At 72.6% G+C, this 21,450-nt stretch carries 22 protein-coding genes; 10 read left to right on the top strand and 12 right to left on the bottom strand.

The window, feature by feature from the left end; translation table 11 throughout:
* Position 1: 1 nt before the first annotated feature.
* The 3 genes from AB0O40_RS10370 to AB0O40_RS10360 are packed head-to-tail and all read right to left on the bottom strand — an operon-like array spanning position 2 to position 1,517.
* On the bottom strand, positions 2 to 331 hold the full coding sequence (locus tag AB0O40_RS10370) for a hypothetical protein (protein WP_365037853.1): 330 nt from the start codon (positions 329 to 331) through the stop codon (positions 2 to 4).
* The gene (locus AB0O40_RS10365) at positions 328 to 945 is read right to left on the bottom strand and encodes an Asp23/Gls24 family envelope stress response protein (RefSeq protein WP_365037851.1); all 618 of its coding nucleotides are present in this window, start codon (positions 943 to 945) and stop codon (positions 328 to 330) included. Before AB0O40_RS10365 ends, AB0O40_RS10370 begins: the two co-directional genes overlap by 4 nt.
* Positions 936 to 1,517: an RNA polymerase sigma factor gene (locus tag AB0O40_RS10360; protein ID WP_365037848.1), complete on the bottom strand. Its 582-nt coding sequence runs from the start codon at positions 1,515 to 1,517 to the stop codon at positions 936 to 938. Before AB0O40_RS10360 ends, AB0O40_RS10365 begins: the two co-directional genes overlap by 10 nt.
* A 169-nt stretch (positions 1,518 to 1,686) precedes the next feature.
* Between AB0O40_RS10360 and AB0O40_RS10355 the strand changes: the two genes are divergently transcribed.
* From AB0O40_RS10355 to AB0O40_RS10335, 5 genes are all read left to right on the top strand, one after another.
* Positions 1,687 to 2,166, top strand: coding sequence for an Asp23/Gls24 family envelope stress response protein (locus AB0O40_RS10355; protein ID WP_365037845.1), 480 nt, complete (start codon positions 1,687 to 1,689; stop codon positions 2,164 to 2,166).
* A 420-nt stretch (positions 2,167 to 2,586) separates the two neighbouring features.
* Positions 2,587 to 2,994, top strand: coding sequence for a DUF6221 family protein (locus AB0O40_RS10350; RefSeq protein WP_365037842.1), 408 nt, complete (start codon positions 2,587 to 2,589; stop codon positions 2,992 to 2,994).
* Positions 2,995 to 3,261: 267 nt separating this feature from the next.
* Positions 3,262 to 3,612 (top strand): hypothetical protein, encoded by a 351-nt coding sequence (locus AB0O40_RS10345; protein WP_365037839.1) that lies wholly within the window; start codon positions 3,262 to 3,264, stop codon positions 3,610 to 3,612.
* A 348-nt stretch (positions 3,613 to 3,960) separates the two neighbouring features.
* Complete coding sequence (locus tag AB0O40_RS10340) at positions 3,961 to 4,335, top strand: hypothetical protein (RefSeq protein WP_365037837.1); 375 nt, start codon at positions 3,961 to 3,963, stop codon at positions 4,333 to 4,335.
* A 960-nt stretch (positions 4,336 to 5,295) separates the two neighbouring features.
* Positions 5,296 to 6,291, top strand: coding sequence for a helix-turn-helix transcriptional regulator (locus AB0O40_RS10335; protein ID WP_365037834.1), 996 nt, complete (start codon positions 5,296 to 5,298; stop codon positions 6,289 to 6,291).
* Between the two features lie 97 nt (positions 6,292 to 6,388).
* Here AB0O40_RS10335 and AB0O40_RS10330 read toward each other — a convergent pair whose 3' ends face one another.
* Positions 6,389 to 6,835, bottom strand: a complete 447-nt coding sequence (locus AB0O40_RS10330) for a DoxX family protein (RefSeq protein WP_365037831.1) — start codon at positions 6,833 to 6,835, stop codon at positions 6,389 to 6,391.
* Between the two features lie 309 nt (positions 6,836 to 7,144).
* Here AB0O40_RS10330 and AB0O40_RS10325 point away from each other — a divergent pair, with 309 nt between their 5' ends.
* Positions 7,145 to 7,282, top strand: a complete 138-nt coding sequence (locus tag AB0O40_RS10325; protein ID WP_365037828.1) for a hypothetical protein — start codon at positions 7,145 to 7,147, stop codon at positions 7,280 to 7,282.
* Between the two features lie 144 nt (positions 7,283 to 7,426).
* Here the strand turns inward: AB0O40_RS10325 and AB0O40_RS10320 are convergent, their stop codons facing one another.
* Positions 7,427 to 8,167, bottom strand: a complete 741-nt coding sequence (locus AB0O40_RS10320; RefSeq protein ID WP_365037825.1) for an ASCH domain-containing protein — start codon at positions 8,165 to 8,167, stop codon at positions 7,427 to 7,429.
* Positions 8,168 to 8,364: 197 nt separating this feature from the next.
* Between AB0O40_RS10320 and AB0O40_RS10315 the strand changes: the two genes are divergently transcribed.
* Positions 8,365 to 9,090, top strand: coding sequence for an alpha/beta hydrolase (locus AB0O40_RS10315; protein WP_365037822.1), 726 nt, complete (start codon positions 8,365 to 8,367; stop codon positions 9,088 to 9,090).
* 217 nt (positions 9,091 to 9,307) lie between these two features.
* Here the strand turns inward: AB0O40_RS10315 and AB0O40_RS10310 are convergent, their stop codons facing one another.
* Complete coding sequence (locus tag AB0O40_RS10310) at positions 9,308 to 10,579, bottom strand: ROK family transcriptional regulator (protein WP_365037819.1); 1,272 nt, start codon at positions 10,577 to 10,579, stop codon at positions 9,308 to 9,310.
* 295 nt (positions 10,580 to 10,874) lie between these two features.
* Here AB0O40_RS10310 and AB0O40_RS10305 point away from each other — a divergent pair, with 295 nt between their 5' ends.
* Together AB0O40_RS10305 and AB0O40_RS10300 are read left to right on the top strand one after the other, a co-directional pair.
* Positions 10,875 to 12,722, top strand: a complete 1,848-nt coding sequence (locus AB0O40_RS10305; RefSeq protein ID WP_365037816.1) for an RICIN domain-containing protein — start codon at positions 10,875 to 10,877, stop codon at positions 12,720 to 12,722.
* Between the two features lie 79 nt (positions 12,723 to 12,801).
* A complete protein-coding gene (locus AB0O40_RS10300; RefSeq protein ID WP_365037813.1) occupies positions 12,802 to 13,482 on the top strand; it encodes a class I SAM-dependent methyltransferase in 681 nt (226 codons plus the stop codon).
* Between the two features lie 135 nt (positions 13,483 to 13,617).
* Here AB0O40_RS10300 and AB0O40_RS10295 read toward each other — a convergent pair whose 3' ends face one another.
* The 3 genes from AB0O40_RS10295 to AB0O40_RS10285 form a co-directional block, all read right to left on the bottom strand.
* On the bottom strand, positions 13,618 to 13,965 hold the full coding sequence (locus AB0O40_RS10295) for a PRC-barrel domain-containing protein (protein WP_365037810.1): 348 nt from the start codon (positions 13,963 to 13,965) through the stop codon (positions 13,618 to 13,620).
* 148 nt (positions 13,966 to 14,113) lie between these two features.
* Positions 14,114 to 17,362, bottom strand: a complete 3,249-nt coding sequence (locus tag AB0O40_RS10290) for an NB-ARC domain-containing protein (RefSeq protein WP_365037807.1) — start codon at positions 17,360 to 17,362, stop codon at positions 14,114 to 14,116.
* Between the two features lie 148 nt (positions 17,363 to 17,510).
* Positions 17,511 to 18,476: a DUF5937 family protein gene (locus AB0O40_RS10285; protein ID WP_365037804.1), complete on the bottom strand. Its 966-nt coding sequence runs from the start codon at positions 18,474 to 18,476 to the stop codon at positions 17,511 to 17,513.
* 77 nt (positions 18,477 to 18,553) lie between these two features.
* On the opposite strand from AB0O40_RS10285, the gene AB0O40_RS10280 reads away from it, so the two are divergent.
* The gene (locus AB0O40_RS10280) at positions 18,554 to 19,426 is read left to right on the top strand and encodes an alpha/beta hydrolase (RefSeq protein ID WP_365037801.1); all 873 of its coding nucleotides are present in this window, start codon (positions 18,554 to 18,556) and stop codon (positions 19,424 to 19,426) included.
* Here the strand turns inward: AB0O40_RS10280 and AB0O40_RS10275 are convergent.
* The 3 genes from AB0O40_RS10275 to AB0O40_RS10265 all read right to left on the bottom strand — a co-directional run bounded on the left by AB0O40_RS10275 (position 19,410) and on the right by AB0O40_RS10265 (position 21,282).
* Positions 19,410 to 19,865: a hypothetical protein gene (locus AB0O40_RS10275; RefSeq protein WP_365037798.1), complete on the bottom strand. Its 456-nt coding sequence runs from the start codon at positions 19,863 to 19,865 to the stop codon at positions 19,410 to 19,412. The two genes, AB0O40_RS10280 and AB0O40_RS10275, sit on opposite strands and share 17 nt — an antisense overlap.
* A 267-nt stretch (positions 19,866 to 20,132) precedes the next feature.
* The gene (locus AB0O40_RS10270) at positions 20,133 to 20,702 is read right to left on the bottom strand and encodes a class F sortase (RefSeq protein WP_365037795.1); all 570 of its coding nucleotides are present in this window, start codon (positions 20,700 to 20,702) and stop codon (positions 20,133 to 20,135) included.
* Between the two features lie 106 nt (positions 20,703 to 20,808).
* On the bottom strand, positions 20,809 to 21,282 hold the full coding sequence (locus AB0O40_RS10265; protein WP_365037792.1) for a hypothetical protein: 474 nt from the start codon (positions 21,280 to 21,282) through the stop codon (positions 20,809 to 20,811).
* Between the last annotated feature and the right edge of the window lie 168 nt (positions 21,283 to 21,450).

Below are 21,450 nucleotides of genomic sequence, written 5' to 3'. Positions count from 1 at the left end.
GTCACACCATCCCGGCGACGGTCACCCGCACGGTCCCCGGTGCCGTGGCCGCCACCTCGGCAGCCGCCGCCCGCACGGCCCGGGCGGTGGCGGCGGCCTGGTGCGGTGCGCGGACCACGACATCGATCCGCAGGGCGGCGACTCGGCCCCGCGCGTCGAAGGAGACGCGCACCGCGGTGCCCGGATCCTGCCGTCCTGCGGCTGTCGACTGTCGCGAGCCGGCCGCCTGCAGCAGGGAGCGCAGCCCCGGACGCAGGCACGCGACGCCGGGGACGGCCAGGACGGCATCGGTGACCTGCTGGGTCACGGCCTTGGCACGGTCACTGTTCACGGCCTGGCCTCTCGCGGCGGGGTAGGGGCGTCGTGGAGGTCGGTCACGGTGACGTCCAGGTCGCCGAGCGCCAGGCCGAGGCGCTGCCGGGCGGCCCGGACGAGGTTTTCCCGCACCGCGCGGATCGTCCCCGGCACGTCCTGCCCGTAGACGACGCTGATGGCGAGGTGGACGGTGGAGGGGCCCCGTGTGGGGTGGGTACGACTGCCCGGCGGGGTGATGCGACAGCTGCCGGCCAGCACACCGGGCACCGTCTGGGCCGCGGTGCGAAGGATACGAGCTGCGACGGACTCGTAGATCCAGCTGTCCTCGTCGACTTCGCCGAGTGGCAGGTTGCGTCCGGGCCTCAGCTCCAGGCGGACCGCGTCCATGACCCGCCGCACCACGGCCGCGGTGTCGATGTCGGCGGTCGGTGTGACAGGGGGGAGCACGGCGGCCCGCAGGTGTTCCAGGTCCTCCACGGCGCGCCGGCAGTACGTGCACGTGGCGATGTGCGGGTCGGTACCCGGTCGGGCGGCGTGTTCCCAGACGTCGGCCAGGCCCCGTCCACAGGCGAGCAGTTCGAGGGTTTCGTCGTCGGGGCCCTCGTCGGGGTGGGGAGTGTTCATCGCCATGCGGCCATCGCCTCCGTCAGCATGCGCCGGGCCCGGAACACACGTGCGCGGACCGCTTCCGGCCGGATGCCCACCGCCCGGGCGATCGTCTCGTAGGGCTGGCCCTCGACTTCCCGCAGCACCCAGCAGACCCGCTGTTCGGCGGAGAGAGCAGCCATGGCCTGAGCGAGGTCGCGTACGGCGGCGTGCGACTCCGCAGCTCGGGCGGGTGAGCACTGATGCTCCGGAGCGGCCGGTTCGGCGACCGTCTCGAGCCCGGCGACGGGCCTTCGGGCGCGTAGGAGGTTCAGGCACCGGTTGCTGACGATGCGGTACAGCCACGTCCCGAAACCCGCCTCGCCCCGATACTCGGGCAGGCTGCGCCACGCGCTGACGAAGGCGTCCTGGACGGCGTCCTCCGCCTCGGCCCGGGTGCCCATCAGGCGTTCGGCGAGCTGCAGCATCGCCGGCGAGTGGCGTAGGACCAGCACCTCGAACGCCTCCTCGTCTCCCTCCGCGGCCCGTACGGCCAGAAGCCGGTCGTCGGCCTCGGCCGTTGCATCATCCCCGTCCGGGCCCCACCGAGCGTTCAACGCGGGCTCCTTCCAGCCTCCACCGCTTTGACACCGTCTACCCGGCGTTCGTTACGGCACGCAAATCCGCACCTTCGTCCCCGAATTAGCTGAGATGGGTGCGTAACGGTCGAGATGCCTTCGGTGTCGAAGCAGTACGGCCACACACCGACGAGTTGAGGGAGCAGCCATGACGGCGACTCAGGAGCAGGCCCCGGTACGCCGGCACCACGCGGACACGTCCGTGCCCGGGGCCGGCCGGGCCCATGTCGAGGAGCCCGGCGGTACGCGCGGCAGGACGTCCATCGCGGACACCGTCGTCGTCAAGATCGCCGGCAGGGCCGCGCGGGAGATCCCCGGCGTCCACGACATGGGTGGCGGCCTGGCCCGGACACTGGGCGCGGTCCGGGACCGGGTACCCGGCGGGCGCCCGAACGTGGGGCGCGGGGTCAAGGTCGAGGTGGGTGAGCGCCAGGCGGCCATCGACGTGGAACTGGTCGTCGAGTACGGCGTGCCGGTCCCGGACGTGGCCCGCGACGTGCGGGAGAACGTGATCGCCGCGGTGGAACGGATCACCGGCCTGGAGGTCGTGGAGGTGAACATCGCCGTCACCGACGTCCATCTGCCCGGCGACGACGAAGACGACCCGACCGAGACCCGGGTGTCCTGAACGGCTCGCACCACGCCGCCGCACGGATGACGTCGATGAGCGAAGCAGGGCAACAGCCATGAGCAGGGACGTCCTGGGGCTGCCGGTCGGGATGGCACCGGGATGCGCAGGCGGGTTCGGGGGCTTCGGGGGCCTTCTTCCTGGTCGCCGCCCTCCGCTGCCTCGGTTACACGGCCGGCCTCTCCACTGAGCGGGGCGGCGACCTGCGTGATCTCCTGATCGTCGAGCGCGGGCACCGGTGAGCACTGCCGGACGGGACGTCACCACTGTCGCCCGACCGGGCCACGGCCGAGATCGCCCGGAAGGCGGCCCGTGACACCGTCATCGCAGCCGGCGGCCACGTCCTGAGCTCGGCGGCCAGGACGCGGGCGGCTCGCGTCGAAGCGACCGTCGAGGTGAGCCAGCCGCTTTCCGCACCGGGTGTCCGCGCTGGCGCAAGCGCGCGTCACGGCCGTCTTCACGATCTTCGGCCTCCTCGCCATCGCCTACCAGGACACACTCCACCTCGCCGCCGTCCTCATCTGGACAGTTGCTTGGCCGCCGAAGCGGATTGCCCACGAAGATGGCCGCATGGACGATCTTCTGGCTTTCCTCGTCGGACGCATCATGGACGACAACCACGCCTACGCTTACGTGGCCGGCACTTTAGGTGGCGAGGCTCTTCTCGACAGCCATCTCCCCATGCTCGACCTGATCGAGCAACTGGTGCACGACTACAAAGCCATGGACCCCGCGGACTCGCGCTCAGCCGGCCTGGCATACGCGCTGCGAGTCCTCGCCCAGTCATACGCCGAACACCCCACCTACGAGCAGGAATGGCGCCCATAGGCTGCAAATGAGACAGGCCCGAGGAGTCTATGGAGCCATCGCCGGACACGAGCGCGAGTGAGCATGCAGGGTGACCAACTCGGCAGACGTTTGGCGCCCCTACGGCCGAGCCCGAGCTGCAACAGACCGCGATGTTCGCGGCACCTTCTATTGGGCCTGGGAGCCACGACAGCGGCCCGGCGCCGAGGTGCCGCGTCGACGTATGCCTGGGGACCGGATCGTCTCCCCTGGATTCAGGCCGTGGGGGCGGACCCCTAGGCTGGGGTGATGCCGCTTGTTGAGATCACGTATGACCTGAGGGTTCCCGAGACGGTGCTGCGGGAGCTGTCGAAGGTGCTGCCCCATCTGGTTTCGGTGGCCGTCGAGTGCCCTGAGGAACCGTATGACGGTGACCTGCAGCCGGGGGATGTGGAGTTGCGGTTCCGCGCTTTGGGGCCTCTGGACCTCAGCGGTCTTGATGTGGTGATCGAGATCCGCTCGAAGTGGTTCGAGAGCCGGGCTGTGAACCGGCAGGAACGTGTGGACGTCCTGCACCAGGCCATCGAGCGTGCCGTGGGCCTGCAGGATTTCGGTATCTATCTGTCCCTGCCCGTGGCAGCCTGGGCGCAGAGCGACTGAGTCCCCGCCAGCAGTCGCACACACGGAACCCGTCGAAGACCCGGGCAGGGCAGCGCAGCAGACCTGAAGGACCTCTTGGCCCGCAGCCCTGAACTGGACATGGCCGCCCCGCACGTCCGGGGTTTGCAGAGAGCCGGCTGTGAACTGCTCCGAAAAATGATCTTGCTTCAGTAGCTCCCTCGCGGACGTGATACGCGGTCGTTTTCCGGCGGCTTCGAGTGCAGAGTCTTCCTGGCCTGGTGCTGTTCTTGGTCGAATTTTGTGGGAGGGGTGGGTGAGGTGTCGGACGCTACCCTGCGGCGCTCTGCTGTCGTGGCTCTTTGCGAGCTCGGGCGAAGCGGCGACTTCGTGGACCGTGCGGACGCTGGTCGTGGCCTTGCGGGCTTTGCGGAGATGGAGGAAGCTGTCGGTCCGCTGCTGGAGCTGGTGCTCGACCGCGAGGACACCTTCGTTACACGGGTGACCGCAGAAGCCTTGCTCAGGCGGCATGACAGCGCCGGACTCAGGGTCGTCGCGTCAGCGCTGGCAGTCGCCAGCCCGAACCATGGCGACTGGATCCACACCGCGATCCTCGATGCGTTTGCCGTCTACGCCAGCGACCGCGACGACGCGGTACAGCTCTGCGAGGCCCTCACAAGGGATATTGACGAGCGCGTCGCTCTGGGAGCTCGCGAGCTGCGCGAAAGCCTGTCCGGGATCAACTGCGTTCTTTATCCCGCATAGCGCAGAAGGCGCACCGTGCTCTGGACGCCCTCGACGAGGGCGGTTGGTGGTCAGGATGCTGTCACGCAGCCGTGCTCAACGACGCGTTTTCGATCGAGCTGCACTATCAGGCTGCGTGATGGCTACCCAACCTCTGTGCCAGAACCCACGTCTCATCAACATTCCCCGACGGGCGCACGTGCAATTTCTGCTGAAGCTCATCGACAAACGCAGTCGCTGAACGTGAACGAAGCCAGGCGCGGGGAGGTCTCGGCGTTGCGCGCCGAGCAGCGTGCCGAGGAGTCGGCCAACGCCGGTTGACCTCTGCCGTTGCCTACCTTGCAGGCAAGCCGCGCTTCGGGCGGCGGGCCGTCCCCAACGAAGGCGAACGCCCGCTCACCGCGCGGACCGGGCGGCGGTGAGCGGGCGCCGGTCACGGCGGACGCCGGCGAGACCCCCGTCCCCTCCGGCGTCCGCCGTGTGCTTTGTGTTCCGTCAGTCGATGACGGTCATTTCCGCCCAGCCGGTACCGATGACCGTGCCCTGGCCCCCGTACGGGCTGCCGGCACTGCCGCCGTGCCGGAACACCTTGAGGTCGCAGTTGCCGCCCCGGTGGGGACGGCAACGGGTCCGCCGCCCTCGCCGCCGTCCACGACCTCGTTGTAGCGGAGGGCGTACTCGTAGGTGCCGGCGAGGTGGCTCAGGGTGTGGCAGCCCCGGTTCCCGAAGCTGCTGGCGGGAGTCTTCATGTCACCTCGTCTGGTCGGGAGTTGAGTACGGCTCCTGGCGGGGGCCGAGCTCGAGGACGTCGGAGGAGCGGGAGACGACTGCTGCGACTGCGGTGCGCTCCGGTGGCTTCTCCAGACGCGTTCGAGTGTGCCGAGGTCCGATGGGCGGAGAAAGGTCCGGCGGCGTTCCGCTAACGGCCCGGCCGCATCAGGACGCCGCCGTGGGAACGGTCGCGCCGACGGGGAGGGTTCGATGGAGCGGCCGCAGCCGATGACGGCGCTGGCGCAGCGGGTGTACCGGCTGTTGCTGACCGGGCGGGACCTCGGCGCCGAGGACCTGGCGGTGGAACTGGCCGGTACCGGCGGGCCGGTCGGTCCCACGGAGGTCGAGCGGGCGCTGGACGAACTCACCGCTCTGGCTCTGCTGCGGCCCTCGGGGCGGGCCCCCGCCGGGCTGCGGCCGGTGGGGCCGGAGGCAGGGCTGCGGCTGCTCCAGAACCATCAGGCCGAACTGCTGCGGCAGCAACAGGATCTGGCGGTCAGTCAGGCGGCGCTGACCCGGCTCCTGTCCGGCGGTGGCTGCTCGTGTTCCGGCCGGCCGGAGTACGCGGCCGAGACCCTGGTCGGCTCGGACGCGATCGGCGCGCGCATCGAGACCCTGGCGGCCCGGGCCGTCTTCGAGGTCGCCGTGTTCCTCCCCGGCGTGGCCGAGCTGCCCGCGATGCTCCACGCGTCGCGACCGCTGGACCGGGCGGTGCGCCACCGCGGCGTGAGCCTGCGGACGGTGGCGCTCGACAGCGCCCGGCACCGGCGGCCGTCCCTCGCGCACCTGCGCTGGCTCGGCGGGATCGGCGCGCAGGTCCGGACCTCACCGACGCTGCCGCTGCGGATGGCGGTCTACGACCGGCACACGGCAGTGGTCCCGCTGGACCCCGAAGGCCGGGAGTCCGGCGCCGTCCAGCTCACCGGGCCGGGCGTACTCACCGCGGTCCTCGCCCTGTTCGACTCCGTATGGGCCACCGCGACCCCGATCGACCAGCCACTGCCCCGCAACACCGACGGCCTCACCCCACAAGAGCGGCAACTGCTGCAGCTCCTCGCTGAGGGACACACCGACGAAGGAGCCGGCCGACAGCTGGGCCTCGCCCCCAGAACCGTGCGGCGCATCATGGCCGGCCTCATGGCACGGCTGGGCGCCCGCAGTCGCTTCGAGGCCGGGCTGGAAGCGGGTCGGCGCGGCTGGATCTGAGGCGCCCCGGCAGCAGGCGGCCGGGTGCCGGGGCCGGGAGGGGGATCTCCCTGGAGTTCAACATCGCGGCGGCGAAGTCCCCCTCGTGGAGGGGGTGTCAGAACCGCTCGCGGACCAGGGCGAAGAGCCGGGCGGTGCGGTCGCGGCGGACCCGGGCCACGACGGCGAGGAGCACCGCGAAGACGACCGGCGTGAGGGCGTTCTGTCCGTCGAAGACGGTCAGCTGGGTGATCAGCGCACCGCCCATGAGCCCGATCAGCGCGAGCGCGGAGAGGCCGGACAGGACCGGCACCACCAGGGCGATCGCTCCGGCCAGCTCGAGGGAGCCGGTCAGGTACATGAACCAGTCGCCGAAGCCGATCCTGTCGAAGGACTCCGCGGCCGACGCGTGCCCCACCAGCTTGGGCCCGGCACTGGCGACCGCGAAGAACAGGGCGAGCAGGATCTGAAGGGCCCACACGGCGCGGTGCACACGACGCCCGGGGACGCGGGTGGTGGCGGACGCGGTGGCGGACGTGGTTGCGGCGGGGACGGTGGCGGTCATGGTGCGCTCCTCGGGTCGGTGCTCTTCGGCGCTCTTGGGCGCTTTCAAGAGGTAGACCCCGGTGACGTACAAAACTCATCGCTGCCGACGCGCACTTCACGGCCGAGTTCCCACGCGCCTACGTGCGAGCTCCGCCGAGGGGCCGCGACAAGGGGGCTGCCTGGAGAGGCCGACGCACTTCGGCCAACACCGACTCGGCCGAAACGGCATCTCCCGGCCGACGCGGATCGTCCATACAGTGCATTTCGCTGTCCATCCGGTCCGGCCTGTTTCCACGGTCCGGCCCACATCGCTGCCACAGGGGTGACAATGTCGAGACTCCGCAGGACCCTCGCCGTTCTCGCGATCGGCGGGTTCTTCACGTTCGGACTGGCCGGAACGAGCTACGCCGGTGACGGCTGCCACCAGGACGGCGACCCGGACTGGGCCTACTGCCAGCCCGCCTGACGCAGCAGGGGACGTGACGGGCCCCACATCTCGACCCTCGGGGCCCAACGCCTCAACGCCGAGTACCGCCGCGCCGCAGAATCGGCCGGCCCGGGTGCCCGGGCCTGAGACCGTCGCTGCTCAACGGCTCGATCGGGCCCTGCTTCAGCTGTTGAGCTGGAACGTGACCACGTCGACTTCGTCGGTTGCCGCCAGGTCCGGGTAGTGGCCCTTGAGGCCCGCCCGGAGTTCGGTCGCGGTCGTCAGCCCCTCGGCTCGGGCGTCCTGGTCGGTGAGCTCGGTGACCAGGCAGTGCCTGATGTCGATCACGTCCGCCGGCAGAACGACCTCGGGGTCGCTCTCGAACACCAGCCGTGCCGACCCGAGTTGGGCCGGGTCGCGGAAGCGGGTGGTCTTGGTCTTGGCGCCGGAGCGGACGGCTTCGAGGTAGCGGGGGTTGAACCGGATGATCGGGGGGCCGGCCGTCTCGGGGTCCTGGTAGAGCGACGGGTCGAGACCGTTCATGCCCGCCTCCGGGGTCCATCGCTGGGTCAGCGGCATCAGGTCGGCGGCGAGAACGGACCTCAGCCCCGAGGGCGTGGGCACGATGACACGCATGGTGGGGTAGTAGTCGACGAAGACCTGCCTGTCACGCCCGCAAGGGCCGATCACCCCGCGCCCGTGGTTTCCCACGGCAACGATGCAGCGCATCTGACGGGCGCCTTGGGCTCGTGCAGCCCCCAGAGCCACGAGTTCGGCGCAGGGACCGCCGGTGAAGTGGTAGAGGTTGACGCCAGCGAACATCCGGTAGTCGGCGGCCATGACCGCGGCGCCCATCGTATGGATCCCGTCTGCGTCGGGCCCGGCGTCGGTGTGTGCGTCGATGGTCCGGCGTGCCAACTCCACGAGCTCACGCTCGTCCTCATCGAGAGGTCGTTCAGACGGCGGTACGTACACGATTGCGTCCCTCACTCCGGCGGCCGGTCGTCGAAGATCATTCCACGCCACGCCGGTGGGCTCCACGGGATTTCGCCGTGCCCGGACCGTGCCTCTCGACCGGCACGTCGCCCTGGGCCCCGCTCCGGCCGCCCGGTCGAGGACTCATGCGGCAGGAGCGGGGAAGGTATGACCGCATGACCGACCCCACCGGCCCACGCGTACGGCGGATCATCCGCCCCGATGCGGTCTTGTGCGGGGAGGAGACCGGCGCCGGACCGACCTTCGTGCTCCTTCACGCCGGTGGGGAACGCCGCCAGGTGTGGCGGCCGGTCAGTGAGCGCCTTGTGGCTGCCGGGAACCGGTGTGTGGCCTTCGACCAGCGAGGACACGGCGACAGCGAGGGTGGTGCCCGGACGCTGTCCGCGTGCACGGACGACGTGGCCGCGATGGTCCAGGCCGAGCCGCCGGCAAGCGTGGTCGTCGGTGCCTCACTCGGCGGGCTCGCCGCCGTTGCCGCCCTCACGGACCCGGCCGTAGCAGCCAGGGTGGCCGGGCTGGTGCTGGTCGACGTCGTACCCTGCCTCGAACCCGCCAGGGTCCGCCGCTTCCTCGCCTCGCTCGGCCCCCTCGGCGCCCACACCGAGCTCGTCGAGGACATCCTGGCCCAGCTTCCACGGCTACGGCAGGTCACCGCGGAACTCGACCTGCCCGTCCTGCTCGTCCATGGCGACAACGGTTCCTCGCTCACCGACGAGGACATCGACCAGTTGCTGCGCCTGGCTCCGCACACCACGGTCCGGCTCGTCCGAGGCGCCGGACACCTCATCGCCCGCGAGCAACCCCTGGCCTTGGCCCAGGCCGTCATCGCCACCACCGCTGCCTGGCGGTAAGCGCACTGCCCGGCACCTTCCCCGCTCCGCGCAGGAAGGGCCCTGTCCCTGGGGCGCGGCCGGCGCCCGGCGGGCCGGCGGGCCGGCGCACCGCCACGTGGTCCCCGTACCCGAGGCCCGCGCCGCCGAGCAGACGGAGGTGCTGACCGCCGTGGCCGGAGGCGGCGCACGCTCGGGCCGGTCCGCCGAGCTGGGTGGTGGCGCGACCCCGTCGCTCTCATCCCTTGTCGGCCGTGACCCCACTCGGGTCCTGGTAGACGCGGTCCAGCGCCACCTGGGCGCCACCGTGTGCCGCCGCGCTGAAGCCGAGCTTCGACGGGATGACTTCGCAGCGGCCCGCGTCAGGCGCCATGACCCGGGCGGCGAGTTCGCTGCGCACCCGGTCGACGAGGTGGTCGGCGAGGTGGGCGAAGTACCCGCCCAGCACGATGGCCCGGGGGTTGAGGACGTCGACCAGCAGCGCCAGCCCCAGTGCGAGTGCGTCGGCGATCTGCGCCAGCGCCGCCCGGGTGGCCGGATCGCCCGCGTCGGCGCGGTGGCGTACCTGTGCCAGGCGCTGCTCGAGGTCGATGGTGGGGTCGTGGACCGGGTCATCGGCCGGAGCGGCGAGTCGCAGGAGGGCGGCAAGGCCGACCATCGTCTCCCAGCAGCCCCGGCGGCCGCAGGAGCACGGCTGCCCCGTCGGGTCGAGCGGCATGTGGCCGATCTCGCCCGCGAAACCGGCCGAGCCGCGCAACAGCCGCCCGTCGGAGATGATGCCGCCGCCGACGCCCGTCTCGCCGGTCACGTAGATGAGGTCGTGGATGTCGACGGCGGCCGCGGTGACCAGGTACTCGGCGACGGCGCCGAGCTTGGCGTCGTTCTCCAGGCGGATCGGCGGCGCTCCGGGGCCGAGGCGGGTACGCAGGCCCTCGGTGACGGCGACGTCCCGCCAGTCGATGTTCGGGGCGTAGGAGACCACGCCGGTGCCCATCGCGATGACGCCGGGGGCCGCTACGGTCACCCCGACGGTGTGAACTCCCGTGTCCCACAGAGTTTTCCGTGTCTCACGGATCGCCCCGGCGATGTGGTCGAGCACGGCGTCGGGCCCGCTGGCGCGGGTGTCGAGCGGCCTGCGCCAGTCGGCGAGCGTGGTGCCGCGCAGGTCCAGCGCGATCAGCCGCAGGTAGTCGACGTTGACCTCCAGGCCGATCCCGCAGATGGTGCGCCCGTCGATCTCCACGGTGCGGCTGGGCCGGCCGACCGAGCCGAGTCGCTCGGTCTCGCCTTCGCGCACCAGGCCACGCTCCACCAGTTCGCCGACCAGGCTGGTGATGGAGGCCTTGGCCAGCCCGGTCTCCTCCGCGAGCCGGGTGCGGGGCCGGGGCCCGGCGTCGCGCAGGAGGCGGAGCACCAGGCCGAGGTTGGTCCGCCGCAGGGACGCGCGGTCGTTGACCGGCCCCGTGGTGTCGAGGCCGCGTACGCCGGCCCGGAGGTCGTCTGCCTTCACCGTGCCTGCCCCCGTCCCTGCAGGTTGCTGTCTGCCCGTTGACGACGGTTGATGAATTTTTCAGATTCTAGCCAAACTAATCCAGGTCCAGGGGCTGTTCGGGTCAGCCGGTCCGTCCGCCGTCGAGCGCGTGACGTGCGACGGCTCGGTGACCACCACCCGCAACCAGGCTGGCTCTGGAGGGTGTTGAGAACCTTGACAGGCCTCGAAATAATTTGGACGCTACCCGAACTAATTAGCCAGAGCTCACCACTCCTCCAGCCGCTGTGAGCGGCCCGTCATGAATGGAGAACCAGTGCTGACTCGTTCGAGCAGGACCGCCGGGGTACTCGCCGCTGCGGTCGCCGCGGTGGCCGGCACCATGGCGTCCACCCCGGCGGCCCCGGCCTCCGCGGCCCCGGCCACCGTGGCCACCGACCTCCCGGCCCTCACCGTCTCGATCGGCCGCAAGGGACCCTGGGGCAACCCCGACGACTCCCCGGCCGCCCCCTTCATCGCCAGGGACGGCTCGTTCCACTACCAGTCCGCGCACGCGCTCTACGGGAAGACCGACCCCCGGGAGTGGAAGTTCTGGTCGGGCCGGAACTTCGACACGGCGAAGCCGGACACCAAGCTCAACGGCAGCGTGAACCCGGCGAATTCGGCCGACCGCAACTCCGACACCACATGGCGCTGCAACAACTCGCCCACCGGCCTGACCGCAACCTTCCCGCCCGCCGGCTCCTCCTACTCCCAGAAGAACTTCTGCGACCTGATGGGCGTATGGGTGGATCCGGACTCCGGCGACTGGTACGGCCTGGTCCACAACGAGTTCACACCGAGCCCGTTCGGCGACGGCCTCCACTACGACGCGATCGACTACGCCGTCTCCAAGGACCAGGGCCGGACCTGGACCATCAAGGACCACGTCCTGACCTCGCCGTACAGCACCCGGCGCGGCGACAGCGCGGCCTTCCCCCACGAGACGTACTACTACGGCGACGGCGACCCGCGGCTGTTCGTGGACACCGCCTCCGGCTACTTCTACGTCTACTACAACTCGCGGGCCATCCCGAAGCCCGGTTCGCCCGGCGGCTGGACGGACGCCAGCCAGGCGCACGTCGCCCGCGCCCCCATGTCCGGGAAGATGGCGCCGAGTTCGTGGCGGAAGTGGTACGACGGCTCGTGGTCGCAGCCCGGCGTCGGCGGCAAGGAGAGCAACATGCTCCCCGTCGACTCCGCCGACGACACCGGCTACACGCCCGTCGAGCACGACTACGACCCGCAGACCCCGGGCTCGGTCCCGGAACAGCAGGCCGCGGGGGAACTCCCCTCCAAGGCGGACCTGTTGACGATGAACATCGCCTGGGACGCCTACCTCGGCCTGTACATCGGCACCCCCGAGGCCGTCCACCAGGACAGCACCGAACCGCAGCGCTTCTACGCCACCGACAACCTGGCCACGCAGAAGTGGCGGCTGATCGGGGACTCCGGCGACTACCGCACCGGGTCCTGGTATCGCTGGTTCCTGGACCGGGAGAGCCGCACCAGCTCCCAGACCGTCGGGCGGACCTTCCGGAACTACTGCTCGTTCCAGTGCTCGGGCGGCGCGGACGGCGAGTACTACGAGGCCACCATCGACACCACCGCGCCAGCCATGCCGGTTCCCGCGGGCGGCGCCTACACGATCACCGGCGCCGGGGGCCGGGTCCTCGCGCAGACGGCCGGCGCGGCCACCACCTCCCTGGCCGCGAACACCCCCGCATCGCGCGCCACATGGGTGTTCCGGCCGACCGGTGACGGCGCGTACACCCTCACCAACGCCGCCACACGGGGCTTGCTCGGCGTCGACTCCACACGGGACGTCGGCCGCGCCTGGGGCGCGAAGCCGACGGTGACCACCGTCCGGGCCGGCGGACCCACGGTCGGCCAGCAGTGGTGGGTGATCCCCGGCCGCCGCGCCGACGGCACACCGGACGGCACGGTCCACCTGATCAACCGGTACAGCGGCCTGGCCCTCGGCCTTTCCGCCCACCAGGACCGGCCGGCCGAGACCACACCGGCCCGTGCCTGGAGCGACACCGCCCGGACTCCGGTGGGTGACGGGCGCACGGCCGCCGAGCAGGCCATCACCCTCCAACCCGCCGGCTCGAGGAGGAGCTGACCGTCAGCGGTGGGCTTCCGTGTTGCCGGATCGGCAACAAGAGTGGCCCACGGCGGCCGCCATGCGTGACGGTGGGCCCATGAGTGACCACATGACCGCCGGACCGTCCGCGCCTGCTCCCGTCCTGCCCGGCCACGCATACGTGGGAGATCCCGCGGTGCGGGCGGACTGGGACGGCCGGTACGCCGATCGACAACAGCTGTGGAGCGGGGAGCCCAACGGCGCGCTGGTGGCCGAGGTCGCCACGCTCACACCCGGGCGGGCGCTCGACGTGGGCTGCGGCGAAGGCGCGGACGCCGTCTGGCTCGCCCGCGGCGGCTGGGACGTGACCGGCCTCGAAGTCTCCGGCCTGGCGCTCGAGCGGGCGGTCGGGCACGCGCAGGACGCAGGCGTGGCCGTCCGCTGGATCCACGCCACGCTGACGGAAGCGCCCCTCCCGCCCGCCGCCTTCGACCTGGTCTCGGCGATGTACCCCGCTCTGCTTCGCACCCCCGACGCCGCGGCCGAACGGGCCCTGCTCGCGGCCGTCGCTCCCGGCGGCGTGCTGCTCCTCGTCCATCACGCGGGCATGGACACCCCGCAGGCGCACGACGTCGGGTTCGACCCCCGTGACTACGTCTGGCCCTCGATGGTCGCCGCCCTGCTCACCGACGACTGGACGCTGGAGGTGAACGAGCAGCGGCCACGCGTGGCGCCCACCGGAGGCGCCGGCGCACACCATGCCGACGACGTGGTCCTGCGCGCGCGGCGACTGCGTTGAGCCTCGGGCGGGACGGAGGCGCACCCGCAGCTCGACACGGCCGGGGCCGTGGCCCGGCTGCGGCCCCGCGGCAGGTCCTCGGCATCGGCGGGGGAGTACGAGCTACTGCTGCGACCGCGACTGCTTCTGGTGGGTTCAGTGGCCCGAGCCGTAGTACCCGCCGAGCTGATCGCGATGGGCGGGATCGCCCAGGTGCTTCTCCTCGTCGAACTCCGGCGCGTTCTTGATCTGCTCCTTGGTCAGCGAGACCAGGACCCGCCGCTCGTCGTTGTCGACGGCCGTGACGGTGCTTGCGGGCAGCAGGACCTCCTTGCCGAAGATCCACACACCGGTGTCGACGACGATGTACTGGTTGCCGACCTCGCCGGAGTGCTTGTCGATCTTGCCGATGTGCCCGTCGGCGGCTTCGACCCTGTACCCCGTGAGGTCATCGTCCGGGCCGTGACCGGCGGTCGGAACGAAACTCCACATGTCGTTGCTCATCGAGGCCTCCTCGTTCGATGTCTGTCGTGCGGATCGTGCGGATCGTGCGGTCGTGCTTGAGTCACATGTCCGCCGAGCACGCATCCATGCGCAGGAGAACGATCTCCACCCCGGCCGAAGACCCCCGCTGCCTGGAGAGGCGTCGCGTTCACGGCCTGAAGTCGTAGAGGTACAGCCCACGTTCACCTCCGGCGGCCAGGGTCCTGCCGTCGGGGGTCCAGGCGAGCGAGTGCACCGGACCCTCGGTCCGCACGGCGGTGGCCGGCTCCTGTGCGCCACGGGCCCAGATCCGAACGGTGCCGTCGCGGTCGGCCGCGGCCAGCCACCGCCCGTCCGGAGAGACGGCATACGTGCTCAACCGGGTGGCCGGTTCCGGGGGTCGGGGGTTGCCGCCGATCCACACGTCCAGGTCCTGGAAAGGGTCGGCCAGCAGGGCCGTTCCGTCCCCGGAGCGGTCCGGCGAGAAGAGCGGCCTCCGGGCGGCACGGGTGAGCGTGGGTCCTCCCGTCGTGCCGGTGCGCCAGTTCCACCGCCGGACCGCCCCGTCCCCGACCGCCACGGCCAGCCAGACGCCGTCCGAGGAGACCGCCAGCCCGGTCGCCGAGCCCGTCTCGCAGCGGGCCAGGACCCGGCCGGTGGCCAGTTCCCGGACCACTACGATGCCGTTCGCGCTGGCGGTGGCCAGCCACGAACCGTCGGGGCCCCAGACCACCGCACAGGTGGCCATGGCGTGTTCCCCGGCATAGGTGTGCACGTGCCGGCCGGAGCCCGCCCGCCAGATCCGTACCGTCGCGTCGTGGCCCACCGAAGCCAGCAGGGTGCCGTCCGGTGAGGCGGCCACCTCCGCCACCGGGTACGTCCAGCGGCCCTGCGGCAGTTCGTTGCGGGCGCCCGCGGTCTCCCACAGGCGGATCGCACCGTCCGTCCCGCCGCTGGCCAGCCAGCTTCCGTCGGGGGCGATGGCCAACGCCCCCACCGCTGCGGCGTGCCCCCGCAGCATGGCCGTGCAGCGCGACGAGGCCAGGTCGAAGAAGCGGACCACACCGCTCTCCCCGGCGTCGGCGAACCAGCCACCGTCCGGTGCCACCACGATCACCCGCACGCGGCCGGCCGCGGTGGTGATCACCCGGGAGTCGTACGGGGCGTCGGCGCGCCACCACCGCACATCGCCGTTGCGGCAGGCGGTGACGAGGAAGCTGCCGTCCGGGGAGATGCCGATCGCCTCCACCGGTGCGTCGTGGCCGTCCAACACCGCCCGGCAGGTGCCGGAGTACGTGTCCCAGAGCCGGATACGGTGGTCGTCGCCCGCCGCCGCCAGCCAGGAGCCGGACGGCGCCAGCGCGAGCGTCCCGCTCTGCGTGATGAACTCCCCGATCCGGTCCCGGAAGGCGCCCCCGGGCACATTCGGGAGCTGTGCCCATCTCAAGTGTGGTCCCGAAACGGCCCAGCTGCGCGGGAGCACGTCGAAAGAGGCCCGGCGCGCCGCAGCGGCGGTCGTGCGCGGCAGCTCCGCACCGCTGTCCGGGTCCCACCGACGACGCGTTCCCCCCTCGTCATGGCTCAGGAGCGTGGCACCGTCGGTGGAGATCCGGAGCCGGGTGACGGCACAGGAGTGCCCCGTCAACGTCCGCAGCAGCGCGGGATCCGGCAGGTCCGGCAGCGCCCCTCGGGACAGCAGCGCCGGCCGGAGCGCCGGCTCCGCGCAGGCCTGCAGGCGCCGTATCTGCTCCCCCCAGTGCGGGAGCTGACCCAGCCGGTCGTACAGGACGTTCCGCAGCGCAGCTCGTGGCCCGACCGGCCCCAGGAGGTGGGCGACCCGGTTGAGATCGCGGGCCAGCGCCGCCGCCTCGGGGCCCGGGATCCGGGCCACATCGCTCCACGGGGCCGCGGGCCCCCTCTGGTGCAGCCGGCGCTCGACCCAGCGCAGGTCGCCGGCGACCTCCAGCGCGCGCTCGGCCGGCCCGCAGGCCAGCAGGTGCTCGACGAGGTGGTCCAACAGGTACCCGTCCGTCAGCTCCCACGCCCGCGTGCCGGGCGGCAGCGCCACGTCCACCAGTACCCGGTGCAGGTGTCCCAGCTCCGCGTGGCCCAACTCCTCGCGCAGGTAGTCACGGAGCACGTCGTGCAGCCCGAGCCGGCCGCCGTCCACCGGGTCGAGGGAGACCAGCGACAGCCCGTGCAACTGCCCGCACAGGTGACGGGCCTGCACCTCGGTGAGTCCGCCGGTGGCCGCCCACAGCCGGGCCACCAACGGCACCGGGACGGCCTCGTCCTCGACGAACACGCCCAGCTCGGCGAGCCGCCGCGCCCCGCCCGGCGGCAGCAGACCGGTAGCGGCCTCGACCGTGGCGCGGACGGCCTGCGCGCGGCGGGCCGGATCGTCCAGGTCCAGCGGCCGTAAGGGCGCGCCGGGCGCCAGTGCGTCCACCGCGGCCGGGCCGCCCTCGCGCAGGGCGCGCAGCGCCTCGGCCCCCGCCGCGGCGGGGTCGGCGCCGGTGGCCACCTGCCCGGCGACCAGCCGGTTGGTGAGCCGCAGGAGGAGGGCCCAGCGGCCGGTGGCCTGCAGCAGCCCCTCGACGGTCTCGTCGGGGAGCGCGGGCAGCCCCCGGGTCAGCACGGCGCCCGCCTGCTCGGGGGACATCTCGTCCACCGGCAGCCGGACCGAGCCCGGGGGCAGCAGTCCGGGCACTCGTGTGGTGACCAGCCGGACGCAGTTCCGGCCGCCGATCAGGAAGGGCGCGAGCTGCTCGGCCTCCCACACGTCGTCCAGCACCAGCAGGGTGCGAGGCCGCCGCTCCAGCAGCCGCCCCAGGTGCTCGCCGGCCCGCTGCGGGTCCTCGTAGGCCTCCGAGTCGCCGGTGAGGAACCGGGTCACCTCGGCGACCTTGGCGGCGACCGCCGACCGGCCGCGGACGTCCCGGCCGACGGTGACGGTGTAGACGCGGCCCTTGAAGTGGCGGCGGACCTTCCGATCGGCTGCGACGATCCCGGCGAGGGTGGTCTTGCCGAAGCCGCCGGCCCCCTCCAACGAGGTGGTGATGCCCACGGCCGCCGCCCCGCTGCCGCTCCCGGCGGTCGCGCAGACCGCCTGGGCGGCCTGCCGGGCTTCGCCGCGGTCGACCACCCAGTCCGGTACGGGTGGGGGCGGCGGCGGGGGCGGGTCCCCGGCCACCGCGGCGGGCCGCTCCTGGCGCCAGGCCGCCACCACGGCGAAGAGCACGGCCGCGGCCGTCAGGCCGAGCACCCACCACCACGGGTGCCGGCGCAGCCAGTCCAGCGGTCCCCAGTCGGGTCGCCCCGTCGCCGCGTTGGCGGCCAGCGAGACCAGAACGGCCAGTACGGCCGAACCGCCGGCCAGGAGAACCGCTTTGCCGGCCCCGCCGCCCGCTGCACGCATGAGCCACCCCCCGGAAGGGACGATAGCCGCGGTCCGGGGGAGGAGGGGGAGATACGGACAACAGCCGGGCCCCGGACGGCCAGAGCCTCGCGAGGCCCGTGAGCACGACGTGGTGGGCGGCGAGGGGCGGAGCGCGGCCTGACCCGGGTCAGCGCGCCGGCCCGGCCATGAGCGCCGTGCCCGTCCGGGTGCGCAGGTGCACGGCGCTGCGGCCCGTGCGGCGGGTCGTCACCAGCCCCGCACCGCGCAGGGCGCTGAGGTGCTGGGAGACGGCGCTGGGGCTGACGCCCAGGCGGGCGGCCAGGTCGGGGGTGCTCAGCGGTTCGCCGAGCTCGGCGAGGAGTGAGGCGCGGGTCCGGCCGAGGACGGCGGTGAGGCCGGCGGACGTCGGGCGGGGCTGCTCCCAGAGAAGTCCGACGCCCGACGCCGGGTAGCGGATGGAGGCGGCGGTGCGCGGGGAGTAGTCGACGATCACGTCGGGCCAGCCGAAGACGGACGGCATCAGCACCAGACCGTGCCCGCCCGCTTCGACCGTCCACACCGCGCCCGAGCGGCGGCGCCCGTGCACCACCAGTTCGCCCTCGCGCCACACCACATCGGCGTGCAGCTGTGCGAAGAGCTCCTGCACTCCGCCGTCCACCAGCGCCACAGCGCGCCGGCCCAAGTCCGCCTCCAGCACCCCCCGCATACGCCCCCAGTGCGGGGCCACCAGCCGGGCGTGGCAACGCGTCAGCGCATCGGCAACCCTGTCCAACAGCGCCGCCGGCCGCGGAAGTTGCCCGCTCGGAGCGCCCAGTGCGGCGGCGCACTCCGCCGTGACGAACACCGGGTCCGTCGCCCGCAGGTCCGCCAGCTCGGTGTCGAACGCCGGCAGGCGCTCCTTCGGCACCGGAAACAGGAAGGACGGCAGGCAGCCTTCGAGGAGCGCCCGCAGCAACGGCAACTCCGGCTCCTCTGCCAGCACCGGCTGCGCCTCGTGCACCCAGGGCCGATGGACCTCGTGACCTCCGACACCGAGCGCCGCCCGGACCCCGAGCACCGTCTCGGCCAGCGGCGACACCGCGAGCCGCACCCGTGCCACCTCGGCCGCCGAGAGCCGGATCTCCACCGGCATGTCCGCCCCACTCTCTGATCGTTTAGCTGTGGCTGAACGATAGCCGGAGCCGCCCACCGGCCCACAGGCTGTCCGCCATGGAGTTCTTCACCTCGTACGACGGCCTCGCGCTCGCCTTCCGCACCCTCGGCGACGGACCGCCGCTGCTCTGCCTTCCCGGTGGCCCCGGGCGCGCTGCCGAGTACCTCGGCGACCTGGGCGGCCTGTCCGCACACCGCACACTGATCCTGCCCGACACGCGCGGCACCGGGGCCTCCGCGATGCCCCCCGACCTGGCGAGCTGCCGAGTCGACCTCCTGGTGGCCGACGTCGAGGCACTGCGGTGCCACCTCGGTCTGGACCGCGTCGACCTGCTCGGCCACTCCGCCGGCGGCAGCCTGGCCATGCTCTACGCAGCCGCCCACCCCGACCGGCTGGACAGCCTGACCTTGGTCACGCCCTCCTTCGCCGCCGTCGGGCTGCCCTCCGGCAACGGTGCGGAGGAGGTGATCGCCGCCCGTGCGGCCGAGCCCTGGCACACCGAGGCGGTGACGGCGCACGGGCACATGATGGCCGCGAACACCTTCGCCGAGGCCGCGTCGTACCGGTTCGCCTTCGAGCCGTTGATGTACGGCCGCTGGGACGACGCGGCCCGCGCCCACGCGGCAGCCGACCCCACCCAGCGTTCGCTCCCCGTCAGCGAGCACTACTACAGGGACTACACGCCCGACAGTCAGGGACTCCGGCGCCGCCTGCAGGCCTTGCGCTGCCCGGTGCTGCTCCTCGCGGGCGAGGTGGACCTGTGGCCCACCGCCAAGTCCGCCTCCGACGCCGCGCCGCTCTTCTCCAACGCGACGCTCGCCATCCAGCCGGGCGCCGGCCACTACCCGTGGCTGGACGACCCGCAGGCGTTCACGGCGACGGTGGCAGGCTTCCTCGCACGTCCCGTGCCGGTCAGCGGTGGCTGGTGACGGTGCCGTCGTGGGCGCGGTCGCGGGTGGTCCCGACGCTCTGACCCTTGGGGGCCCGGCCCCGGTCGGGGCGTGCGACGTCCGACTCGCTGTGCCAGCCCGAGGCCTCGACGACCCCGACGAACCCGTTCGCCTGGTTGAGCACGTACGTCTTGCCGTGGACCCGGGCGGTGGCGTGGGCGGCGTCGAGGGCGGCGATCCGGGTGCCCTTGAAGGTCACCCAGGCCTGGTACCGCCCGTCGCCCAGGGTGCTGACGTGCGCGATGCTGCCGTCGCTGAGCGGCAGGTCCTGCGTCTGCGCGGGGGTCGAGACGGCGGTTGCGGGCCGGGGCGCGTCGGCCGGGGTGGCCGCCCCCGCCGTGGAGGCCAGGGCCGCGACGGCACCCAGGCCCAGGACGGCGGAAGCGAGCGAGCGGCGTACACGGCGGGCGTTCGACATGTGGGGACGGCCTTCCAGGCGGAACATCGATCAGTGCAGGACCGATTCAAGGCCCCGTGCCCGTAGACGATGTTGAGGGAAGGTAACAGCCACGACACGGCGGTCCAGCCGCGCCGGAGAACGGCCCTTCGGCCCGGCCGGAAGTCCGCGGCGGGACGGCCGGGAGCAGTGCCCGAGGGCCGGGCGCGCTTGCCGGTGCCGCCGGCGGGGCCATGGCCCCCGGAGACCGCCAGAGCGGCGCCGGCCGGCCGCTCACGCGAGGGCGGATCAGGTGCTGAGGTAGGCGTACACGACGACGTTGTCGCTGTAGCCGCCGGACTTGCTGTACGTGCCGCCGCAGGTGATCAGCCGCAGCTCCGGCCGCCCCCGCCCGCCGTAGACGCGGTCGGTGGGGAAGTCGTGCCGCGGGACGCTGTTCACCTCGTAGACGGTGAAGACGGCGGTGCTGCCGTCCGCCCGGGAGACGGTGACGCGGGTGCCGGGCGTGATCGTGCTCAAGGGGTAGAAGACCGCGGGCCCGGCGGCGGTGTCGACGTGCCCGTCGATGACGGCGGTGCCGTTCTCCCCTGGGGTGGCCGAGCCGGTGTACCAGCCCGCCACCGCCGGGGTGGACGGGTCGGGGGCGCGCAACCAGCCGTCCTCGTCCATGCCGACCGTCGTGATCGGGGCGTCGATGCGCAGGGCGGCCACCGACAGCCGGACGGGGCGGGACCGGGCCATCGCCGCGGCCGGCTGCGGCAGGCCCTCGGCGCCGGGACTGGTGGCCGCCCGCACCGCGGGCGGCACGTTCGGCGGGGCCGGGTGGGTGAGCATCCACGCGCCGGCCAAGGCGCACATCGCCAGCCACCCCAGACGACGCGACTCCGGCGAGGCCGCCCGCACGGTCACCGCACCCCGCCAGCGACCGTGCCGGTGGGGCCGGGTACGGCCACGGGCCCCGGCGTCAGGACGCGCCGGCTTTCCGGCGGCGGACCACGTACGCGCCACCGAGGACCCCGACCGCCAGCAGCACGGAGCCGGTGCCGGTCCAGCCCGCCACCCCGGCGGCCGTGCCGCCCTCGCCCGCGTGGACGCCGCCGTGGCCCCGGATCGTCAGGGTGGTGGTGCCACGCTCGCCCTTGCAGCGGAACGTCACCGTGTACTCGGCGCCCGGCCGGGCGTCCTCGAACACCCGGACCGTCCTGGCGTGGCCCTCGTTCAGGACGGTGTCGTCGAAGACCGCCGAGCTGACCCGCACCGACGGCTCCTCGCAGCCGTTCGCGTTCAGCGTCACGTGCCCGCCGGGTTCCACCGCCGAGGGCGAGACCGAGAACCCGAAGGACGTGATGTCGCGGCCGTCGTTCGCCCCGGCCGGCCCTGCCGCCGCCACCAGGGCGATCCCGGCCATGAGGGTGACCGCTCCCGCTCGCTTCGCCATCCCGCGCTCCGTACCCGGACCCCGGCCGGGGCGCGCCTGTCCGCGCCCTTGTCGATCCGGTCGTCCGACGCTGCGACGCTATGGCCGTATCCCGCGCGCCACCACCGGGAGTGGGCCGGTCGGAGCGGGCTCCGGTCACTCCTTCGGTGAACACGAGAGCCCGGTCGC

This window comes from Streptomyces sp. NPDC089919, from assembly GCF_040684615.1.
Taxonomy (GTDB): Bacteria; Actinomycetota; Actinomycetes; order Streptomycetales; family Streptomycetaceae; genus Streptomyces.
The sequence above is the reverse complement of the archived record's forward strand: the minus strand, read 5'-3'. Positions and strand labels throughout refer to the sequence as shown.

Coding starts and splice junctions, on each gene's coding strand:
- AB0O40_RS10355 (WP_365037845.1), top strand. CDS start 1,687: ATGACGGCGACTCAGGAGCAGGCCCCGGTACGCCGGCACCACGCGGAC.
- AB0O40_RS10365 (WP_365037851.1), bottom strand. CDS start 945: ATGGCGATGAACACTCCCCACCCCGACGAGGGCCCCGACGACGAAACC.
- AB0O40_RS10290 (WP_365037807.1), bottom strand. CDS start 17,362: ATGCGTGCAGCGGGCGGCGGGGCCGGCAAAGCGGTTCTCCTGGCCGGC.
- AB0O40_RS10345 (WP_365037839.1), top strand. CDS start 3,262: ATGCCGCTTGTTGAGATCACGTATGACCTGAGGGTTCCCGAGACGGTG.
- AB0O40_RS10280 (WP_365037801.1), top strand. CDS start 18,554: ATGGAGTTCTTCACCTCGTACGACGGCCTCGCGCTCGCCTTCCGCACC.
- AB0O40_RS10285 (WP_365037804.1), bottom strand. CDS start 18,476: ATGCCGGTGGAGATCCGGCTCTCGGCGGCCGAGGTGGCACGGGTGCGG.
- AB0O40_RS10270 (WP_365037795.1), bottom strand. CDS start 20,702: ATGTGCGCCTTGGCCGGCGCGTGGATGCTCACCCACCCGGCCCCGCCG.
- AB0O40_RS10315 (WP_365037822.1), top strand. CDS start 8,365: ATGCGGCAGGAGCGGGGAAGGTATGACCGCATGACCGACCCCACCGGC.
- AB0O40_RS10265 (WP_365037792.1), bottom strand. CDS start 21,282: ATGGCGAAGCGAGCGGGAGCGGTCACCCTCATGGCCGGGATCGCCCTG.
- AB0O40_RS10295 (WP_365037810.1), bottom strand. CDS start 13,965: ATGAGCAACGACATGTGGAGTTTCGTTCCGACCGCCGGTCACGGCCCG.
- AB0O40_RS10275 (WP_365037798.1), bottom strand. CDS start 19,865: ATGTCGAACGCCCGCCGTGTACGCCGCTCGCTCGCTTCCGCCGTCCTG.
- AB0O40_RS10330 (WP_365037831.1), bottom strand. CDS start 6,835: ATGACCGCCACCGTCCCCGCCGCAACCACGTCCGCCACCGCGTCCGCC.
- AB0O40_RS10300 (WP_365037813.1), top strand. CDS start 12,802: ATGAGTGACCACATGACCGCCGGACCGTCCGCGCCTGCTCCCGTCCTG.
- AB0O40_RS10335 (WP_365037834.1), top strand. CDS start 5,296: ATGGAGCGGCCGCAGCCGATGACGGCGCTGGCGCAGCGGGTGTACCGG.
- AB0O40_RS10325 (WP_365037828.1), top strand. CDS start 7,145: ATGTCGAGACTCCGCAGGACCCTCGCCGTTCTCGCGATCGGCGGGTTC.